At 29.2% G+C, this 18,315-nt stretch carries 24 protein-coding genes; 22 read left to right on the top strand and 2 right to left on the bottom strand.

Features of this window, described 5'->3' with window-relative positions; translation table 11 throughout:
- The first annotated feature begins 4 nt into the window (after positions 1–4).
- The 12 genes from L2Z92_RS05925 to L2Z92_RS05980 all read left to right on the top strand — a co-directional run bounded on the left by L2Z92_RS05925 (position 5) and on the right by L2Z92_RS05980 (position 7,698).
- Positions 5–550 (top strand): hypothetical protein, encoded by a 546-nt coding sequence (locus L2Z92_RS05925; RefSeq protein ID WP_236457916.1) that lies wholly within the window; start codon positions 5–7, stop codon positions 548–550.
- Positions 551–622: 72 nt separating this feature from the next.
- The gene (locus tag L2Z92_RS05930) at positions 623–1,342 is read left to right on the top strand and encodes a zincin-like metallopeptidase toxin domain-containing protein (protein WP_236457917.1); all 720 of its coding nucleotides are present in this window, start codon (positions 623–625) and stop codon (positions 1,340–1,342) included.
- Between the two features lie 59 nt (positions 1,343–1,401).
- Complete coding sequence (locus tag L2Z92_RS05935; RefSeq protein ID WP_262913003.1) at positions 1,402–1,524, top strand: hypothetical protein; 123 nt, start codon at positions 1,402–1,404, stop codon at positions 1,522–1,524.
- A 62-nt stretch (positions 1,525–1,586) separates the two neighbouring features.
- Complete coding sequence (locus L2Z92_RS05940; RefSeq protein WP_236457918.1) at positions 1,587–2,243, top strand: zincin-like metallopeptidase toxin domain-containing protein; 657 nt, start codon at positions 1,587–1,589, stop codon at positions 2,241–2,243.
- 1 nt (position 2,244) lies between these two features.
- Positions 2,245–2,565 carry a hypothetical protein gene (locus tag L2Z92_RS05945; RefSeq protein WP_236457919.1) on the top strand — a complete coding sequence of 107 codons (321 nt, stop codon included), beginning with the start codon at positions 2,245–2,247 and terminating at the stop codon, positions 2,563–2,565.
- A gap of 71 nt (positions 2,566–2,636) precedes the next feature.
- Complete coding sequence (locus L2Z92_RS05950) at positions 2,637–3,446, top strand: hypothetical protein (RefSeq protein WP_236457920.1); 810 nt, start codon at positions 2,637–2,639, stop codon at positions 3,444–3,446.
- A gap of 9 nt (positions 3,447–3,455) precedes the next feature.
- The gene (locus tag L2Z92_RS05955; RefSeq protein ID WP_236457921.1) at positions 3,456–3,995 is read left to right on the top strand and encodes a hypothetical protein; all 540 of its coding nucleotides are present in this window, start codon (positions 3,456–3,458) and stop codon (positions 3,993–3,995) included.
- Between the two features lie 89 nt (positions 3,996–4,084).
- Complete coding sequence (locus tag L2Z92_RS05960) at positions 4,085–4,807, top strand: cysteine peptidase family C39 domain-containing protein (protein ID WP_236457922.1); 723 nt, start codon at positions 4,085–4,087, stop codon at positions 4,805–4,807.
- Between the two features lie 3 nt (positions 4,808–4,810).
- Entirely contained in the window at positions 4,811–5,332 is a 522-nt protein-coding gene (locus L2Z92_RS05965) for a hypothetical protein (protein ID WP_236457923.1), read from the top strand.
- Positions 5,333–5,365: 33 nt separating this feature from the next.
- Entirely contained in the window at positions 5,366–6,868 is a 1,503-nt protein-coding gene (locus L2Z92_RS05970; RefSeq protein WP_236457924.1) for a hypothetical protein, read from the top strand.
- The gene (locus L2Z92_RS05975) at positions 6,846–7,148 is read left to right on the top strand and encodes a hypothetical protein (RefSeq protein ID WP_236457925.1); all 303 of its coding nucleotides are present in this window, start codon (positions 6,846–6,848) and stop codon (positions 7,146–7,148) included. The genes L2Z92_RS05970 and L2Z92_RS05975 overlap by 23 nt, the downstream gene beginning before the upstream one ends.
- A 4-nt stretch (positions 7,149–7,152) precedes the next feature.
- Positions 7,153–7,698 (top strand): hypothetical protein, encoded by a 546-nt coding sequence (locus L2Z92_RS05980; RefSeq protein ID WP_236457926.1) that lies wholly within the window; start codon positions 7,153–7,155, stop codon positions 7,696–7,698.
- A gap of 901 nt (positions 7,699–8,599) precedes the next feature.
- On the opposite strand, the gene L2Z92_RS05985 is transcribed toward L2Z92_RS05980, so the two are convergent.
- The gene (locus L2Z92_RS05985; RefSeq protein ID WP_236457927.1) at positions 8,600–9,370 is read right to left on the bottom strand and encodes a DUF5995 family protein; all 771 of its coding nucleotides are present in this window, start codon (positions 9,368–9,370) and stop codon (positions 8,600–8,602) included.
- Between the two features lie 202 nt (positions 9,371–9,572).
- Between L2Z92_RS05985 and L2Z92_RS05990 the strand changes: the two genes are divergently transcribed.
- The 10 genes from L2Z92_RS05990 (at position 9,573) to L2Z92_RS06035 (ending at position 17,772) form a co-directional block, all read left to right on the top strand.
- Positions 9,573–10,049 carry a M15 family metallopeptidase gene (locus L2Z92_RS05990; RefSeq protein ID WP_236457928.1) on the top strand — a complete coding sequence of 159 codons (477 nt, stop codon included), beginning with the start codon at positions 9,573–9,575 and terminating at the stop codon, positions 10,047–10,049.
- A 48-nt stretch (positions 10,050–10,097) separates the two neighbouring features.
- Positions 10,098–10,553 (top strand): hypothetical protein, encoded by a 456-nt coding sequence (locus L2Z92_RS05995; protein WP_236457929.1) that lies wholly within the window; start codon positions 10,098–10,100, stop codon positions 10,551–10,553.
- Between the two features lie 16 nt (positions 10,554–10,569).
- Entirely contained in the window at positions 10,570–10,899 is a 330-nt protein-coding gene (locus tag L2Z92_RS06000; RefSeq protein ID WP_236457930.1) for a hypothetical protein, read from the top strand.
- 2 nt (positions 10,900–10,901) lie between these two features.
- Positions 10,902–11,939, top strand: coding sequence for a patatin-like phospholipase family protein (locus L2Z92_RS06005; RefSeq protein WP_236457931.1), 1,038 nt, complete (start codon positions 10,902–10,904; stop codon positions 11,937–11,939).
- Between the two features lie 43 nt (positions 11,940–11,982).
- Positions 11,983–13,014, top strand: coding sequence for a T9SS type A sorting domain-containing protein (locus L2Z92_RS06010; RefSeq protein WP_236457932.1), 1,032 nt, complete (start codon positions 11,983–11,985; stop codon positions 13,012–13,014).
- A gap of 146 nt (positions 13,015–13,160) precedes the next feature.
- Positions 13,161–13,598 carry a plastocyanin/azurin family copper-binding protein gene (locus L2Z92_RS06015; RefSeq protein WP_236457933.1) on the top strand — a complete coding sequence of 146 codons (438 nt, stop codon included), beginning with the start codon at positions 13,161–13,163 and terminating at the stop codon, positions 13,596–13,598.
- 431 nt (positions 13,599–14,029) lie between these two features.
- Positions 14,030–14,401, top strand: a complete 372-nt coding sequence (gene rnpA, locus L2Z92_RS06020; RefSeq protein WP_236458824.1) for a ribonuclease P protein component — start codon at positions 14,030–14,032, stop codon at positions 14,399–14,401.
- A 63-nt stretch (positions 14,402–14,464) separates the two neighbouring features.
- Positions 14,465–15,310: a DUF4349 domain-containing protein gene (locus L2Z92_RS06025; protein WP_236457934.1), complete on the top strand. Its 846-nt coding sequence runs from the start codon at positions 14,465–14,467 to the stop codon at positions 15,308–15,310.
- Positions 15,310–16,944, top strand: coding sequence for a S41 family peptidase (locus L2Z92_RS06030; protein ID WP_236457935.1), 1,635 nt, complete (start codon positions 15,310–15,312; stop codon positions 16,942–16,944). Before L2Z92_RS06025 ends, L2Z92_RS06030 begins: the two co-directional genes overlap by 1 nt.
- A 3-nt stretch (positions 16,945–16,947) precedes the next feature.
- Entirely contained in the window at positions 16,948–17,772 is an 825-nt protein-coding gene (locus L2Z92_RS06035; protein WP_236457936.1) for an OmpA family protein, read from the top strand.
- On the opposite strand, the gene L2Z92_RS06040 is transcribed toward L2Z92_RS06035, so the two are convergent.
- A complete protein-coding gene (locus L2Z92_RS06040) occupies positions 17,769–18,212 on the bottom strand; it encodes a GNAT family N-acetyltransferase (RefSeq protein WP_236457937.1) in 444 nt (147 codons plus the stop codon). The two genes, L2Z92_RS06035 and L2Z92_RS06040, sit on opposite strands and share 4 nt — an antisense overlap.
- Positions 18,213–18,315 lie beyond the last annotated feature (103 nt).

Below are 18,315 nucleotides of genomic sequence, written 5' to 3' on the forward strand. Positions count from 1 at the left end.
TAATATGGAAGATAAAAGATTAAAAGAAGTAATTATTGCAGTGCAAGATTATAGAATACACGGTTATTCCAATACTTTATTTACTGATAAAGGATACTTAATTATAGTTGAAGACTATCCAGGTGGGAATTCAAACATTAGTAACCTCACAAATTATAGAAGAGTATCATTTGAAAAAGTATTAGGTAATAAGTTCGGGAGTGAAGCTATTGTATTAGAACCTAAAAGTGCTTTATTTCTAGAGTTATTACAAGAGATGGAATTAAAAATTAAAGAATTATCAAAAGATAATCCTAATGAGTTCTTAGATCACGAACTTGATAGATATGATGAAAAAGTTACTTTTTTTGGAGAAGAAATTGTAGTGAATGCAAGAAATAAATATGATAGAGTGTTGGTTGAGTTTTATGAGTTTTATGAAAAAATAAAACGCTTTTATGATTATAACTATCCCTTGTATCTTGTACCTGCTACTAAAGAAGATGAAGAAAAGTACTATGGAGATCATGAAAGAGGAAATTATTACAAACCTATTTCACCTCAAAAGTAAATACTTCTTGTTTAACAAAACCACCTTCGGGTGGTTTTTTTATGCATTAAATTTGACATTCAAATCTTATCTTTGAGTGGAGAAATAACTGTTGCCATAAAAAATGGCTTGCAAAAAAGTGCCAAAGAAGTTCTAGAACATACTGATGATTTAAAGAAAACCGCAAAAAATGCAGACGAAGCCAAGCAGATAGATGAGGTAATTGAGCATTTAAGGAGAGTTTCGGGAGATAATATTAAAGGCAAAGGATTTTATGGAGGAAAAGTATTATCAAAATCTGATATAGAAAAATGGGCAAAACATTTAAAAAAAAAATATGGAACTAATCTTGAAAAAGTTGATGATTTTGAAAATCCTAATGTATTAGCTCAATTTGATGCCAATACCAATACAATTCGTTATAAAGATGATGTTACAGAGTATTTTATGTTACACGAATCTTTTCATGCTGAAGAGTTTAAGAAAATTGGTTTTGATGAATATGTGAAAGATGCACCATTAAGAGGAGTTAAAGAAGCAGATTATACAAATGAAAATTGGATAAGATTATATAAAAGAGAAAAATATGTGTATGATAGGTTAGTAGAAAACGCAAAAAAATATAAATTAAATTCTGAAGAAATATCTACACCACCTTTTGGTCATGCTTTCCAATATTTTGATGGACAAATTGTTTTACAATTAGAAATATACCAATCCCTAAAAATTAAAATCATGATAAATAAAGAATTAGAAAAAAAATTAGAACAGTTTTTAATAGAAAATATTATAAAGAATCAATTAAGTATTTAGGTTTAAGAGAAGGTTCGACAATTGGTAGAAAAATTGGAAATTTCCATATAGTTTCATATATGGTATCTATCACAAATCAGCCCTATGATGGGGATGCTTTTTTTAGTGCTCGTTTTGATGAAAAAGATTATCATTTGGTAGATATTATTGGTCCTCAATCATGGGAAAATTTTGAAGAATAATTTTTAAACCACCTTCAGGTGGTTTTTTTTATACTTTATAATTAGCCTTTCTAATCTTATCTTTGAGTGGAGAATTAACCGTTGCCATAAAAGGAGGTTTACGCAAAAGTGCCAAAGAAGTTCTAGAACATACTGATGATGTAAAGAAAACAGCAAAAAATGCAGACGAAGCCAAGCAAATAGATGAAGTAATTGAGCATTTGGAGGAGGTGGCTGAGTTAGAAATGAGGACTCTAAAAACGTTTCCTTTAGGTTTAGAGTTAGAAGTATTATCAAAAAACTTGCTAAAGAAATACATTCAAAGATTAGATGAAAAAATGCTTAAAAGCGGATATAAGTTAGAAATTGAATGGATTGATGAGTTGCATAGTCAATTCTATACAGGATTGCAAGGTAGAGTTATAGTGAATACTGAAGGTCCTATAAAACTTCTTATAAGAAAAGACTGTTCAAAAATGGCTTGGTTTCACGAAAATATCCATATTGATGATTTTTTAAAACTGGGCAGGAAACAATATAGGAAGATGGCAATTGAAGAACCTTGGCTTTTAGAATGGAATGTTTGGGAAGGGCTTTTTAAAAATAGAAATAAGTATAGAGAAGTAGAATTGGTAAGTGCTTATAAATATGTGAAAAAAATTTATGATGAAAAAAAGATTTTAAATTTATTCAAAGAAAATAAAGAAATGGAGCAATTAATAATTAAATACCAAAAATAATATGAAACTAACTGAGGAACAAGCAAAAAAAATAGTCTCAAAAGTTTTAAAAGATTTAAAACTATATTATGAAGATAAAATCCCTATAAAAGTCAACTTTATAAACAAAGATAGTAATGCAAATTGGGGTAAAATTAATTACTGGGCAGGATTTTATGATTACTCAAAACTACCAAAGGAGTTTAATCTCGATAAAGGTATACCATATGATTCAGTAGTTGTGGATGATGAAAAAGGAATTGCAATTGCAGTATCATTTTTTCCAGAGCCTAGCCCAATAAAATTGGATGAAAACGGAAAATATATTTGGGGGAATGAATAGAATTATTTAACAATTTAACCACCTTTGGGTGGTTTTTTTATACTTTATAATTAGCCATTCAAATCTTATCTTTGACTGGAAAATTAACCGTTGCCATAAAAGGAGGTTTACGCAAAAGTGCCAAAGAAGTTCTAGAACATACTGATGATTTAAAGAAAACAGCAAAAAATGCAGAGGAAGCTAAACAGATTGATGAGGTAATTGAGCATTTGGAAGATGTTGCAGGAGAAACCAATGAATTATATAGAAGAATAGAAGAATTATTTGATTTATCTCCTTTTATTAGAAAATTTACAAAAATCACATCTAAACAGAATGATAATGTATCCAAAATTGTTAAAGAAGCTGAAAAAAATATTTTAAAACAAGCAAGTTTAATACAAGATAGTTCAAAACAATTTGAATATGCTTTTGTATGGCATCCAAAAAAATTTTTAAATCCAAAAATTTTTACTTCAAATTCTAATGAATATGTAAGGCTATCCGAAGCTTTTGGAACAAGTGGAAATTTAACAAAAAAGCAAAGATATTTACTTAAAGGATCAGTTTTCACTCACAATCATCCAAATTTTAGTAGATTTAGTAATGAAGATATAAAAGTATTTTTGCAATTTCAATTAAAAGAACTTAGAGCTATAACCTCTGAAGGAATAGTATATAGTTTAAAAATGAAGTCTAATGTAAATAATTTTGCAAAAAGTGAGATTTCTCTTCTGTATAAAAATCTTGAAAAGGCAAAGTCTGATTTTGTAACTAAAAAACTACTTAATGCTAGAAGTTTTGATAAAAAAAATAAGATTTATTTTGAGTTGCAAGATTTTGAAGAAGAATTTATACTAAAAGAGATTAAAAATAAAATAGATTATAAAATTTTTAAATAATAAAAATATATGATAACAAATAAGAGATTAACAGATTGGTTATTTTATCGTTCTCCTTTTAAAGACACGCTTGATAAAGGAGAATATACTGACCCAAAATATATAGAATTAAATTTCCCTCACAGAAAAGAATTTTGTGATGAACTAAAGAGATGTAGCCTTAAAGAATTTGTAAGCACTTTAATTTGGATTTTTAAAGATAAATACCCTTTTGAATATAGGTATATTGAAATTTTTCAACTTGTAGAGGAGTCAGATGGGATGTTAAAACAAAACACGAATAACAGAGAATTAAAAGATATATTTCCATTGGAATTTATTGAAGACTCAGAAGTTTTTGGATATTTATTATCATTAAAAATAAAATTTAAAGAAACTCAGCCTTTATTATTAAACTGGGTAGAAGAAGTATTTGCAGGCGCAAATTTTAAAAAAGAGCAAAATGGAAATGTAATAATTTATTCAATAGAAAATTCACCAATAGAAACATTAGAAGTTTACAACAACTATATTCAAATAAATATAAATCAAGAAAAGATTGATGAATAGCTTTTTTGAAATTAAGTTTATTTATGAGGCTGTCCAAAAGCAAGGACAGCCTCTTTTATACTTTATAATTAGCTATTCTAATCTTATCTTTGAGTGGAGAATTAACCGTTGCCATAAAAGGAGGTTTACGTAAAAGTGCCAAAGAAGTTCTAGAACATAGTGATGATGTAAAGAAAACAGCAAAAAATGCAGAGGAAGCCAAGCAAATAGATGAGGTAATTAAGCATTTGGAAGATGTTGCAGAAGCTGGAATAAAAAACACCTCAAAGAGAGCCAAAAGAGTTGCGAGAACTGCTAAAGAGGGTGACATACATAAATCATTTTTTGAAAATGCAGGAATATCTCTCAAAAAAGAAGAAGGATTAGGTTTAATCTCAGGTCAAACCAAACCAAATACTTGCGCAGCTAACTCATTACGAATGGTCTTAGATGATTTAGGAATAACAAAATATGAAGATACTCTAGCAGCAGCATTAAAGACGGATAAAAATGGTGCGAATATTTTAGATATTCCTGAAGCTTTAAACAATGCATATATCGAAGGACTTCAAACCATAAGTAGAGGAGGAAGAAAAGATAGAAATATAACTTTTAATACTTTGGAAAAAGCTATGAAAACGGGTAATAAAAAAGCTGTCGTTAGTATTCATACTGATGATTTTGGAGCTCATGCAGTTGTTGTAAATAAAATAGAAAACGGAAGGGTTTTTGTTAGAGATCCTTTACCACTGAACATAGGCTCTTCTTATAGTGTTACTATTGAAGATTTTAAAAGTGTATTTTATGAAAAATTTGTAACCATAAATAGATAAAAAATGACAGAAATAGAAAGAATAAAAAATAATACAAATGGAGAGTTGCCTAAAGGAGAATATAGTTTTTTAATTGTACAGGATATACCTAATCCTAAACATGAGTTAGAAATTTTTAAACAAACTATGTTAGCTTTTCTTGAAAACAAAGAGTTGGATGAAGAAGATCCTAAATGGGAAAAACTACTGCCAAAGCAGCTTGTTGCATTTACTAATCAATTGGAAGAGGAAGATTATCATAAAGACGATTTGATTTCACACATACCTAATATGATAAGGAGGCTAAGAGAAATAAGAGAATGGGAATGGTATAGTTCTACGATGTTAGAAAATGACGAAGGTTTTGAAGTAATATATACAGGGAAGTTAAATGTTACGGCTCAGCCACTATTACACCATCAAGGTATTCCCCATGCCAGTATTTTTGTAGAGAAGAATGGAGAATTATATGCAACAAAAGCATTGACAGATGTTTTAACTTATAAAAAGTTTGATCCTGTAACAATGAAATTAACAAAAAAATAAATGTAAGCTACTTTCGAGTAGCTTTTTTTATACTTGAATATCTGGAAAAATTCCGATTTTAGCACAATAGATCCAGAAAAAAACAAGTTCATTGATATAACCGATAAAAACCCTGTTTTAATTGACTATCGTTCAACTAAAAAACTAGGTTTTCACACAGATAACACTGCTATAGAATGGAAACTAAGCAGCAATAGCATAGCGCTAAAGGTTGTTTCTGGCACAGGTATTTATAAGGAAATTATTGTACGTACTGCCGATGGAAACGATATCCGATTCGTTGAGGAGAAAATAACGCATGATTATGATTACCACCCACTATCTCCTCTAGCAATAATCGCGGCAGACAATCCTACTTTTATTCTCAAAGATGAAGAACAACAAGAAGATAGTAAATTTACAAATTTACCCGCTTTTGTGCTATATGCTAATAATGAAAGTGCTTTTTGGGAAAATATAATGACGGGGGGTGAATATGCTATCGATGTGCTAACAACACTTTCTGGAGTAGGAAATATTTTAAAAGTAGGTCGTTTAGCAAAAATACTAAAAGCAGGACATTCACTAATAGGAAAGTCTAAAGCTGTCACCAATGTAATTACAGGTGTAAAAGCCTTTGCTGGAGTTGTTGAAATTAGTAGCGGTGTGGGTAATGCATTATTAAAGCTGTTAGATGTAAACGATACCGAATTAGGTAGAGAAATAGCCGAATATTTGTTTTATTTAGAAATGATTTCCTTATCGGGAGAAATTACTGTTGCACTGCATGTTGGATTGAAAAAAAATGCAAAAAAATTAGTAGGTAATGCAAAAAACAAAGCTAAATTAGAAAAAAAATTAGACGATTTAGTAGATCAAAAGCAGATTTCTAAATCAGAAGCAGATGAGGTAATTGAGCATTTGAAAATTGTGGCAAATGAGGCAGAAAAAATTAGTTATGTTCCACTACGATTTGACAAACTATATAGTATTTCTGCAGCTGCATTAGACACTGCATTAAATGTATCAAAAAATATATTTTTCTATCTCAAAAACCTTACAAAAACTAATTCAGAAACAGTATTTTATAAAGGGGTTGAAATATTTACGGATTCACCAGCAAAAGTAAAAGTTTTTTTAGATGATGCAGCAAAGGTTTTAAAAACAAAAGGGGTTGAAGGTGTCGAACAATTTTTTGAATCAACAGGTTCTGTTTTAACTAGAAAAAGATTACATTCACAAACTGGAGAAGATTATTTAGCAACATTAGTAAGACACAAAAAAGGAGAAAAATATATTTATGAATTAGAAGAATTTCAAGATTTCAAACCAAAATGGGATGCAAGCGCTAAAGATCCTTCAGATAAATTTGATTGTACCATAAAATTTGCAGAAAAAGGACATCATACTGATGGTGAAAATATTTTGTATGCCGATTTATTTATACCTAAAAAATTAGGGGATTTTATGTCGTCATATAAAGGAACTGGTTTTAAAGACATAAGCATAGGAAAAACCATGTTAGATGATGGTTATGTTAAAAAAAGAAATAGGTAAAGATTTAGATGGTATTTATGCTGAATGGTTAAAATCTTCTGCTTACAAAGATTTTCCTAATTCAGAATCTGTTAACCTATATGATTTAAAAACAGCTATGAAAGGCAAAAAAATCACCAAAGAAAACCTAGAAGAAGCTGCATTTAAAACATTTACAGGAAGCTGGGCTAAAAGCAAAGGTTTTACGAAAGCAAAAGTGGTTTCTGAGAATGATGTTTATAAGGAACTTAATGGTGATATAAATAGATTAAAAGAATTAGAAGTAATATTTATAAAATAATAATATGGAAGATAAAAGATTAAAAGAAGTAATTATTGCAGTGCAAGATTATAGAATACACGGTTATTCCAATACTTTATTTACTGATAAAGGATACTTAATTATAGTTGAAGACTATCCAGGAGGAAATTCAAACATTAATAACCTCACAAATTATAAAAGAGTATCATTTGAAAAAGTATTAGGTAATAAGTTCGGGAGTGAAGCTATTGTATTAGAACCTAAAAGTGCTTTATTTCTAGAGTTATTACAAGAGATGGAATTAAAAATTAAAGAATTATCAAAAGATAATCCTAATGAGTTCTTAGATCACGAACTTGATAGATATGATGAAAAAGTTACTTTTTTTGGAGAAGAAATTGTAGTGAATGCAAGAAATAAATATGATAGAGTGTTGGTTGAGTTTTATGAGTTTTATGAAAAAATAAAACGCTTTTATGATTATAACTATCCCTTGTATCTTGTACCTGCTACTAAAGAAGATGAAGAAAAGTACTACGGAGATCATGAAAGAGGAAATTATTACGAACCTATTTCACCTCAAAAGTAAATACTTCTTGTTTAACATAAACCACCTTCGGGTGGTTTTTTAATTCTTTATAATTAGCCCTTCTAATCTTATCTTTGGGAGGTGAGTTAACCGTTACTATAAAAAATGGCTTGCAAAAAAGTGCCAAAGAAGATTTATTAGCAAAAGAAATGGATCTCCTTTTTCTTAAATAAACTTATACTAAACTAAATAGCTCAATTACTAAACTAAATAGCTCAATTACTAAATTAAATAGCTCAATTACTAAACTAAATAGCTTAAATACTAAATTAAATAGCGCAAATACTAAATTAAATAGCTTAAATACTAAATTTAATAGCGCAAATACTAAATTTAATAGCGCAAATACTAAACTAAATAGCTCAATTACTAAACTAAATAGCTCAATTACTAAACTAAATAGCTCAATTACTAAACTAAATAGCTCAATTACTAAATTAAATAGCACAGTTACTAAACTAAATAGCTTAAATACTAAACTAAATAGCTTAATTACTAAATTTAATAGCTCAAATACTAAACTAAATAGCGCAAATACTAAACTAAATAGAAGTTTTCAAGTTCACATAAAATTATGTCAAGTCTGGCTTTACCCTATTCATAAATCCTTTTTTAATTGTCCGTAGACCAGAATATACATTTAGAAGCTATTATTTTACTTTCTGTAAACCATTTTAAAGTGTTAAAAGACTTTAATTAGATGTTAGAAACCTATAGGAAATTGTCAGAAGACCATTAGAAGCTGTCCGTAGCGCATCGGAAGGTATAGAAGTATCTAATAAATTATCTTTTGTTGCTTTTAGTAGTTCAATCCTTGCTCATTACTAATTAATAAAATAGCAAAAGACGAAACTGAGCCTGTATGAGTAAAGAAAACAAAAAACAAACTAAGAAGAGCGTATTAAATTACACTTCTTAACTTCTCAATTTTAGAGACAACACTCCCTCTTTCAAACAAACGCAAAATTTTAAAAAGTAAAGACGGAATATAACCAGGGTTAGTAATCAAATCGGCAATTTTAGTAATAGAAGCATCACGCTCTTTTATTTTTTGCGTTAATGCTACACTATCTAAAGGAGCTAATGAAACTGCAAACTTCCACGCTCCGTTTCGTGCTTCTTGCATACTAAAATCAATAAGAAAGGTATCTACTTTTTGAGTTTTCTTTAAAATCCATTTCAAAATAGGCCAAACATCAGACAAGGCTGTTTCCACATTCGCAACTAATCCTGATAAAATGGTATTAATCGTATTAAAATCGTTTTTAAGATCTTCAATGACATCACCAGGCGCTACTTGTGCTGCTGCCACTCCTAAATCTAGATTAATATGAGCATTCATCCCTAATAATAAATGTTGCAAAACAATCATCCAAAAATCGTCAGCATGTTTAAAAGCAACTTCCCAACAAGAAGAAGCTTCCTCTCCATTTTTATATTGGTAATACGCTTTAATATATCTATTAGCAAAAATTACATCTAACTGCTCCATTCTTGGCCCGTTTTCAAACATTCCGTTAGCAATTCCTTCTTTTACTTTCTCAGTTACTTTGCAATATAAAACAGCAAAATACCCCAAGGTAGTACTATCTTCTATAGCTTCTTCAATTATAGTATTTAAAATTACAATTACTTCATCTATTGTTTTTGCTTGTGGAATATTTTCAGACATAAGGTTCTATTTTTCATTGGTAAATATAATCACTTTTAAATTATAAGCTTCACTAAAATAGCGTATTAGTGAATTATAACTATACGAAATAAATCTTTTGTTGAAAAGAATAAAATCTAATTATATTGATTATTTTCTTCTTTATGTTTGATAATTAAGATTATTTTCTTTATATTTGTACTATAATTTAAATTAAAAAACAATGGACAAACACACCCAAAAAAGAATCGAAAAACTTCATCCTTTCGTTAGAGATGAGGTTGAAAAAATCATTAACGAATGTAATGAAGTACTCACTGGAAATGCAAAAGTAAGAATTACACAAGGACTGCGAACATTTGAGGAGCAGAATGCATTATACAATAAAGGACGTACTGTTTCAGGGAAAAAAGTAACCAATGCAAAAGCAGGCCAATCCATTCATAACTATGGGTTTGCAGTAGATATTTGCCTCATTATTAATAACAAAATTGCTTCATGGAACACAGTAAAAGATTGGGACAATGATACTGTTGCTGATTGGTATGAATGTGTGAAAATTTTCTCAAAGTACGATTGGGAATGGGGCGGAAACTGGAAAAGCTTTAAAGACCTTCCCCACTTTGAAAAAAATGGTTTTAATAATTGGAGAAAACTTATCAAACTAGATAAAGACCAAAATGGTTATGTAGTTATATAAGAAAATCTAATAAAGATTAAAAATTTTATAATAAAAAACAAACAAAACATGAAAACACTAAAAATAAAACTCCTTCTATTAACAATGATAGCAATTGCAAGTTGTCAGTCGTTAAAAACAGCACTATTTGATCATTATTCGTATCAAAAAACAACAGCAGTTAAAGTAGAAACACTTCTTCTAATGGACAAATCGGCTTTTGCGTATGAAACACAAAAAGAAAACATTGAAAAACTTTTATTAGAGATAGACCAACTAAAAGAATACGAAAAAAACAAACCCAATAACGAAATCACTTATGAAATGTGGAATGTTTTAACCGATAAGGAAAAAAATCTAATAGGCGGTTATTTTAAATTTTGGAAAGAAAAACAAACCCTTTCCCCTCAATTTACAGCAGAAGCAAAAAAACAAATAAGTGAAGCTTTAGATTTATTAATTCAATATGAAGTTAAAAAAGACAGAACCTCTAAAGACAACTTACTAGAAATAATTACCCAATAAAAACAAACAAAACATCATGGAAATAGATAAATTAATAATTGATTTAGAAGAAGCTCTAGTGGCACTTCTTGGAAAAAAATACAGTGAACTAAAACCTGAAATTCAAAAGGATATTGATGATTTTTTAGAGAAATCTAAAGAGAAAATGAAACGTTGGACACTTCTGCTTGCCGAAACATCTATAACAATAGAAGAGTTTGAATGGTTACTAAAAAGTCAGAAAGACATTCTTGTTCTTAAAGCACTACAAAGTGCTGGAGTATCAAAAGTTCGATTAAACACAATAAAAAACAGCATTATCAAAACAACATTCGATATTGTTTTGGCTGCCTTAATAAAACAATAACTATGGCAAAAAAAATCAGAATATTAAGCCTAGATGGTGGTGGAATTAGAGGAATTATTAGTTGCGTTGTACTGAAATACATTCAAGAACAATTACAAAAAATTGACAATCCGAATGCGAAAATTGGTGATTATTTTGATTTAATTGCCGGAAGTAGCACAGGAGGTTTGTTATCCGCAATATTATTATTTCCAGACAACACAAAGAATGCAAAATTCTCTATTGAAGCCGCTTTAGATCTCTATGCAAAAAAAGGAGATACCATTTTTAACGTCTCCTTTTGGGAAGAAATAATAAACCCTTTCGGATTGTTTAATGAGAAGATATCGCAACGCAATTTAGAAAGACAATTGCATGAAGTTTTTGGTAATTTAGAATTGAGAGAATTAATAAAGCCTTGTTTAATAACATCTTATGATATAAATCAGCGAAAAGCAAAATTCTTTTGTAGTCATGAAGCCGAATCTGTATTAGAAAACTTCTATGTGAAAGACGTTTGTAGAGCAACAAGTGCAGCACCAACTTATTTTGAACCTGCAAAAATAAAATCGCTCTACGATCAAGAATTCACATTAATAGACGGTGGTGTTTATGCTAATAATCCCGCTTTGTGTGCCTATGCGGAAGCGAGAAAAATTCCATTTTCAAAAATATTGAAAGATTCCGAGAAAGTCGATTATCCAGACATTAACGACATGATCATCGTTTCCATTGGAACTGGAGAAGTTTTAAAACCTTATACTTTTGAGAAATTCGAAAATGCAGGAAAAATTAAATGGATTTCACCTTTGATTGATATACTATTGTCTGCCAATGTGGAAACTGTTAACTATCATCTTTCAAAGATGTTTGAATCTTTAGGGCCAAGAAACAGAAAAAATTACTATCGATTGATGCCTCAATTGCATAATGCTTCACCAGAAATGGACGACACTTCGAAGAAAAACATCTTTGAATTGATACAAGCAGGTTTGTATTTTGTGGATCAAAACAGAAAAACTTTAAATGAAGTCGCTAAGAAATTAGTGAAGAACAAATGATAAATGTTAAATAAAATCTTACTTTTGTAAAAAAAATATCATTATGAAATTAAAAAAATTACACTTACTATTTTGCTTTACATTATCAAGTTTTTCCTTTGCTCAATCAACTTATACAAATGGATCGATATCAACTGGGCAAACAACAAAAAGTGGTGTTTTAGCTCCAACTTTGCCTGCACAACATCAATGGAGTGAGATGCAAAATAATACTGGAAACACAACACAAACCAATAATATTTCTGGTTATAACGGGTATTATAATGGTAGTAATACAGATTTAAGAATTTTTGATGATTTCACAGTCCCATTTGGACAAACTTGGAATATTGAAAATGTAGATGTTTTTTGTTATCAATTAGATTACTTAGGGAGTACATCACCATTAGATGTTTTGAGAGTCAGAATTTGGAGTGGTTTTCCATATTTAAATACTTCTACAGTAGTTACAGGTAATATGACAACAAACATAATTGATTTAGCGAATTGTGAAGACACCTATACACTTAGAATTAGCAACACTCAGATTCCAAGCCCAGGAACACCTCCAACAGAAAGTAAAAGAATTTGGAAAATAAGAGGAAATCTAACTGCAAGTTTAACTGCTGGAAGGTATTGGATAGAATATCAAGGAAAAGCAGCAAATAACGCTAGTTTTAAATTTATACCAACTACAACAATAGACTCAAGAGGAAATGGTAATGCAAATCAATACAATGTAAACTCAAATACTTTTAGTTCTTTATCAGATACAGGATCTCCTTATTCATCACCAGATGTTCAACAAGATTTGGCTTTTAATATAAATTACACTACTCCACTTAGTACTGTATTAAATAATAAAACTAATTTTTCTATTTATCCTAATCCAGCATCTGACATTCTTAATATAGAAGTTGCAAATAAAAATGATAATTATAATTATCAAATAAATGACATAATGGGAAAAGTTATCAAATCAGGAATTATATCAACTGAAAGTATATTAATTGATGATTTAAAAAATGGCGTTTATTTTCTAAGTTTGAGCTCAGAAAACGAAAAGTTTAACATCAAATTTATCAAACAAAACTAAAAAATTTAAAATAATTACACTAAAGCTACTCTAACCAGTAGCTTTTTTTATCTCCAATAACCAAAAACACCAATTATGTAATCTAGCCAACATTTCAAAAAAAAACCATAGGCTACATTTGCACTATAATTTATTAAGATAAAAAAATGAAAAAAAGTATTTTAGCAATTAGTGCATTCGTAGTAATGCTTTTTGCATCTTGTAATGAGAAAAAAACAGAAGAAGTAATGGCAGAAGAAACTCCAGTTACAGAAGAAGTAATGGTTGAGGAAACTCCTACTACTGAAATTGTAAAACTAGAAGAAGTAGAAGGTGCTTTTACTACAACAGAATTGAAATTAAAACCAGGTAGCTATTCTTTCGAAGTAACAAACAAAGGAATTGACCATGAAGTGGCTTTTGTTTTAGCTCCTAATAAGGAAAACCTTCAAGAATCTGATTTTATTGCAGATGCCATGTTAAGGCAAACTATTAAAGACGGTGAAACGGCTTCTTCAAAAATGCCTGTAACCCTTGAAAAAGGAGAATATGTATATTTTTGTCCGTTAAACAATACTCCTAAATACAAGCTAATTGTTGAATAATTTATTAGAACAACTTTAGACCATCTTACTACGAGAAAAGCTCATCAAATTAATGATGAGCTTTTTTAAATTTTCCTTTATAGTTCACAACAAATCTATTATACCTAGGAATAGATTCTTCTATATATATAATCTTGTTGTTGTTATTCTTTAACAGGCAAAAACAATTCGTAAGGTTTCACTTCTCTAAAAATTGTATTGAGAAAAGCCTTTTCTTCATTTAATTGTTTTATTTTTCTCTCAATGCTTTCCTTTTCAGCTTAAGTACTTTAAAAAGCAACTATATATATTTCATTGTCTGTTTAAAAAATTAGTTATTCTAAAATAAAATTTAATGAATCATACAACGAATTATGGTAAGAACGAATCATCATGAAAGATATTCTCAAATTTCTATTGTTTTATATATCTTTGCCTCTTGTAAAATTATTATGACTTTCAATTACCCAAAAAACGAAAAGCTAAAAAGCAAAAACACAATTGATTTACTCTTTTCTGAGGGAAAATCGGTTTCTAAATATCCGCTACGTTTAGTTTTTGTTGAAAACCCTACTGAAAGTGAATTATTAAAATTTGGAGTTTCTGTTTCTAAACGGTATTTCAAAAAGGCTGTTGATCGAAATTACTTTAAAAGATTACTTAGAGAATGCTACCGATTAAACAAAAATATACTTCTAGAAAACATTGATAAGCCTTATGCTATTATGTTTTTCTACCAAACGAAAGACCAACTTTCTTATCATGAAATTCATGAAAAAACCATTTTATTGTTTGAAAAATTCATTTCAGAAATTAAAAAATAATTTTTGGCTAAGTTTTTGTGATTTGTTATATTTATTAATGTAAGTTTAAATAAACAAATTCCCATGAAAAAAATAGCAACCAGTATACTATTACTTTGTCTTTCTTTATCTTGTAGCAAAGGATCAGAAATGAAAGATAACATCACAGAAGAAGCTGTTGAAAGTGTTGCTCCAAATTCCAATTATTTTAAATCCGAGGATAGCGATTATAAATCATCCAATACTAGTAATGCAAAAGAAAAACAAGTTGCAGATCTAAAGATTATAAAAACCGCAGATCTAAGTTTTCAAACTACAAATTTATCTAACAGTTTTGCAACAATTCAAAATGCGTTAAAGAAACACAAAGCCTATGTTCAAAATGATAATTCAGGAAAAAACTATGGCACAACTTATAGAAACATAATTGTTCGTGTTCCAAACAATTACTTTGATTCTTTTATAAATGAAATAAGTAAAGGGGTAAAGCATTTTGATAGAAAAGAAATTTCAGCTCAAGATGTAACTGAAGAATTTGTTGATTTAGAAGCACGTTTAAAAGCAAAACGCACCTTAGAAAACAGATATTTAGAAATATTAAAAAAGGCTAATAAAATTTCGGAAATATTAGAAATAGAAAAAGAACTTTCAAAAATTCGTGAAGAAATAGAAGCTAAAGAAGGCCGATTAAAATATCTAGAAAGCAAAGTAGGAATGAGTACTGTTAGTATAGAAATGTATACCGAAAATCCAACCGGATCAGAAAACACAGTTTCCTATGGTAGTAAAATGTGGAATGCTATTGCTTCAGGATTTAACGGATTATCAAGTTTCTTCTTAGGAATACTACAAGTATGGCCATTTATCCTTATTTTCGTTGTATCATTTTTCTTTATCAGAAGAAAATTAAAAAATAAAAAATCATCCTAATGAAATCATTATTCAAGAAAAAATACATTCTAACTTTTTTTAGTGCAACCTTTCTTTTTGTTGCCGTAAGTTTTAAAAACGATTTTTTCGAAATTGCGAAACAGATTGAAATATTTACAGCTGCATTTAAAACTATTAATCAAAACTATGTCGATGAAACAAACCCTGGTGAATTGATGAATGTTGCAATTAAAAACATGTTGGCAGAATTAGACCCATATACCGTATTCTTCAATGAACAGGATGTTTTAAAATTCAAAATCAACAATACTGGTGAATATACAGGTATTGGAGCTATGGTTCAAAGAAAAGAAGGTCGTGTGTTTTTAAAAGAAATATACAAAGGGTTTCCTGCTGACAAAGCAGGTTTAAAAGCAGGAGATGAAATCATTCAAATTGGAGACATTAACTTAAAAGAATATAAAGAAGATGCGTCACAATTATTACAAGGTGTAAAAAACACTAAAGTGAATCTTGCATTCGAAAGACAAGGAAAAAAGCAAAATGCAACTATTATTTTAGATGAGGTTGAGGTAAAAGCTGTTCCATATTATTCATTATTGGCTGATAATTCAGGTTATATTGTGCTTTCAAAGTTTACTGAAAAATCGAGTAGTGAAACCAAAGCTGCTTTTTTAGAATTAAAAGAAAAAGGAGCGACGAAAATTATTTTAGATTTAAGAGGCAATCCTGGTGGATTACTTCATGAAGCTGTAAATATATGTAACTTCTTTGTGCCTAAAGATGAAACTATTGTAACAACAAAATCAAAATCTGAAAAACATAACTCAACCTATAAAACCAAATATGAACCCTTAGATTTGGAAATTCCATTAGTGGTTATTATAAATGAAAGAAGTGCTTCTGCCTCTGAAATTGTTTCGGGTGCTTTGCAAGATTTAGACAGAGCAGTTGTAGTTGGAAATAGAAGTTTTGGAAAAGGTTTAGTACAAAGACCATTAAACTTATCCTATGGTACACAAGTAAAAGTAACTATTTCGAGATATTATACTCCTTCAGGAAGATGTATTCAAGCTTTAGATTATGGAAACAAAGATGCTAATGGAAAGGCAATAAAAATTGACAAAGAAAACTTTAATGCATTTAAAACTAAAGGTGGAAGAACAGTTTATGATGGTGGTGGTGTTTTACCCGATGTTATAGTAGCTGAAGCCAAAACAAGTACTGTAACAGATGCATTACTTAAAAATGATGCAATATTTGATTTTGCTACTTCATTATATTACAAAAAACCAACATTAACGAATATTCCAAATGTTTCAGATTCGGATTTTAATGAGTTTAAAAACTTTATAAAGCAAGAAAAATACAATTTAGATACTGAAACGGGTAGAGCTTTAAAAACTTTATTAGAAAAAGCTAAAAAAGAAAAAGTAGACAGTAGTATCACAAATGAATACAAACAACTTCAAACGGCTTTAGAAAAAAGTCAAGAACAAGAGGTCTCAAAATATAAAAATGAGTTTGTAAAACTAATACAAGAAGAATTGATTACACGCTATCAATACAAACAAGGTCTATATGAATTTTATACACAAAATGACATCGAAATTAACAAAGCGAAAGCAGTATTAAATAATACTTCCAACTATAATTCGCTACTAAAAAAATAAGAAATGAAATGGGTTGCACTTCTTCTCCTTACCTTAACTCCTTTTTGCTTAAAGGCTCAGGAAGAAGAAGTACATTCTTTATATTTTGAGTTTGATAAATATAGTTTAAAAGAAAATCAAACTATTGCACTTCTCGAATTTGTAAAAAAACTAGACACTACAACTATAGAAACCATAGAAATTTTTGGTTATTGCGACGATAGAGGAAAAGATAAATACAATTTCAAACTTTCAACTAATAGAGCAAATACAGTAAAAGAAAAACTTGTTTCTGAAGGAATAAAAAACAAAATCATTATTACTATTGAAGGCAAAGGGAGAATATTAATAGATGATGATTTGTTAGATAATATTCCAGAAGTACGCTCTAAGAATAGAAGAGTTGATGTTGTTGTTAATTATAAGCCCATTATAATTGAAAACTTAAAAATTCCTGGCGTATATAGTTCAATTCCTAAAAAGCCGATCGTTGGTGACCGAATTTATCTTGACAAACTACTTTTTGATAGAGGTAGCAGTAAATTACTTTATCCTGCAAAAAAAGAATTAGACCGCTTGGTCAAGCAATTGTATAAATTTAAAAATATCGAGTTTGAAATTCAAGGACATGTTTGTTGCACACCAAAATTTCATAAAGAAGCTATAGATAGAGGTACAAAAAAAAGAGAACTTTCAGTTAACAGAGCTTTAGAAGTCTATAAGTATTTGAGTATAAAGAAAATTAAAAAAGAAAGAATGAGTTATAAAGGTTATGGCAACAGTCAACCGTTAGGAAAAGGACCTTTATTAGATAGACGTGTAGAAATAGTTATTACAAAAGTAGATTAAGAGATTTTCATTTGAAGGTGAGGAATATCATCTTCTAAATACATTTCACTAGTTTGTACAAAACCTAAAGAGTTGTAGAATTTCGTTAAATATTGTTGGGCAGAAATGGTTATTTCTTTTTCGCCAAAAATATCTTCCACAGCTTGTATTGAAGCCTTCATTAAATCATATCCCCATTTTTGGTCTCTATATTTTTCAGCTACTACTACCCTACCAATTGAAGCTTCTTCAAAATAATCTTTCTTATTGAATATTCTTGTATAGGCAACAACTTCATCATTAAAATATCCAATAACATGAATTGCTTTTTCATCTTTACCATCTATATCTTGATAGACGCAATTTTGCTCAACAACAAAGACTTCAGCTCTCAGCTTTAATACTGAATACAATTCCGATAAAGAAAACTCGTTAAAACGCTTTATTTTGAATGATATCATTTTATAAGTAGAATTAAGTGCTAAAATTATAAAAACAATTTGAACTAACTAAAAATCTCATTAAACAATTTGTCTAATGAGATTTTTAAAATTGTAAGTAAAA

The sequence above is a fragment of the Flavobacterium jumunjinense genome, assembly GCF_021650975.2.
Lineage (GTDB): Bacteria > Bacteroidota > Bacteroidia > Flavobacteriales > Flavobacteriaceae > Flavobacterium > Flavobacterium jumunjinense.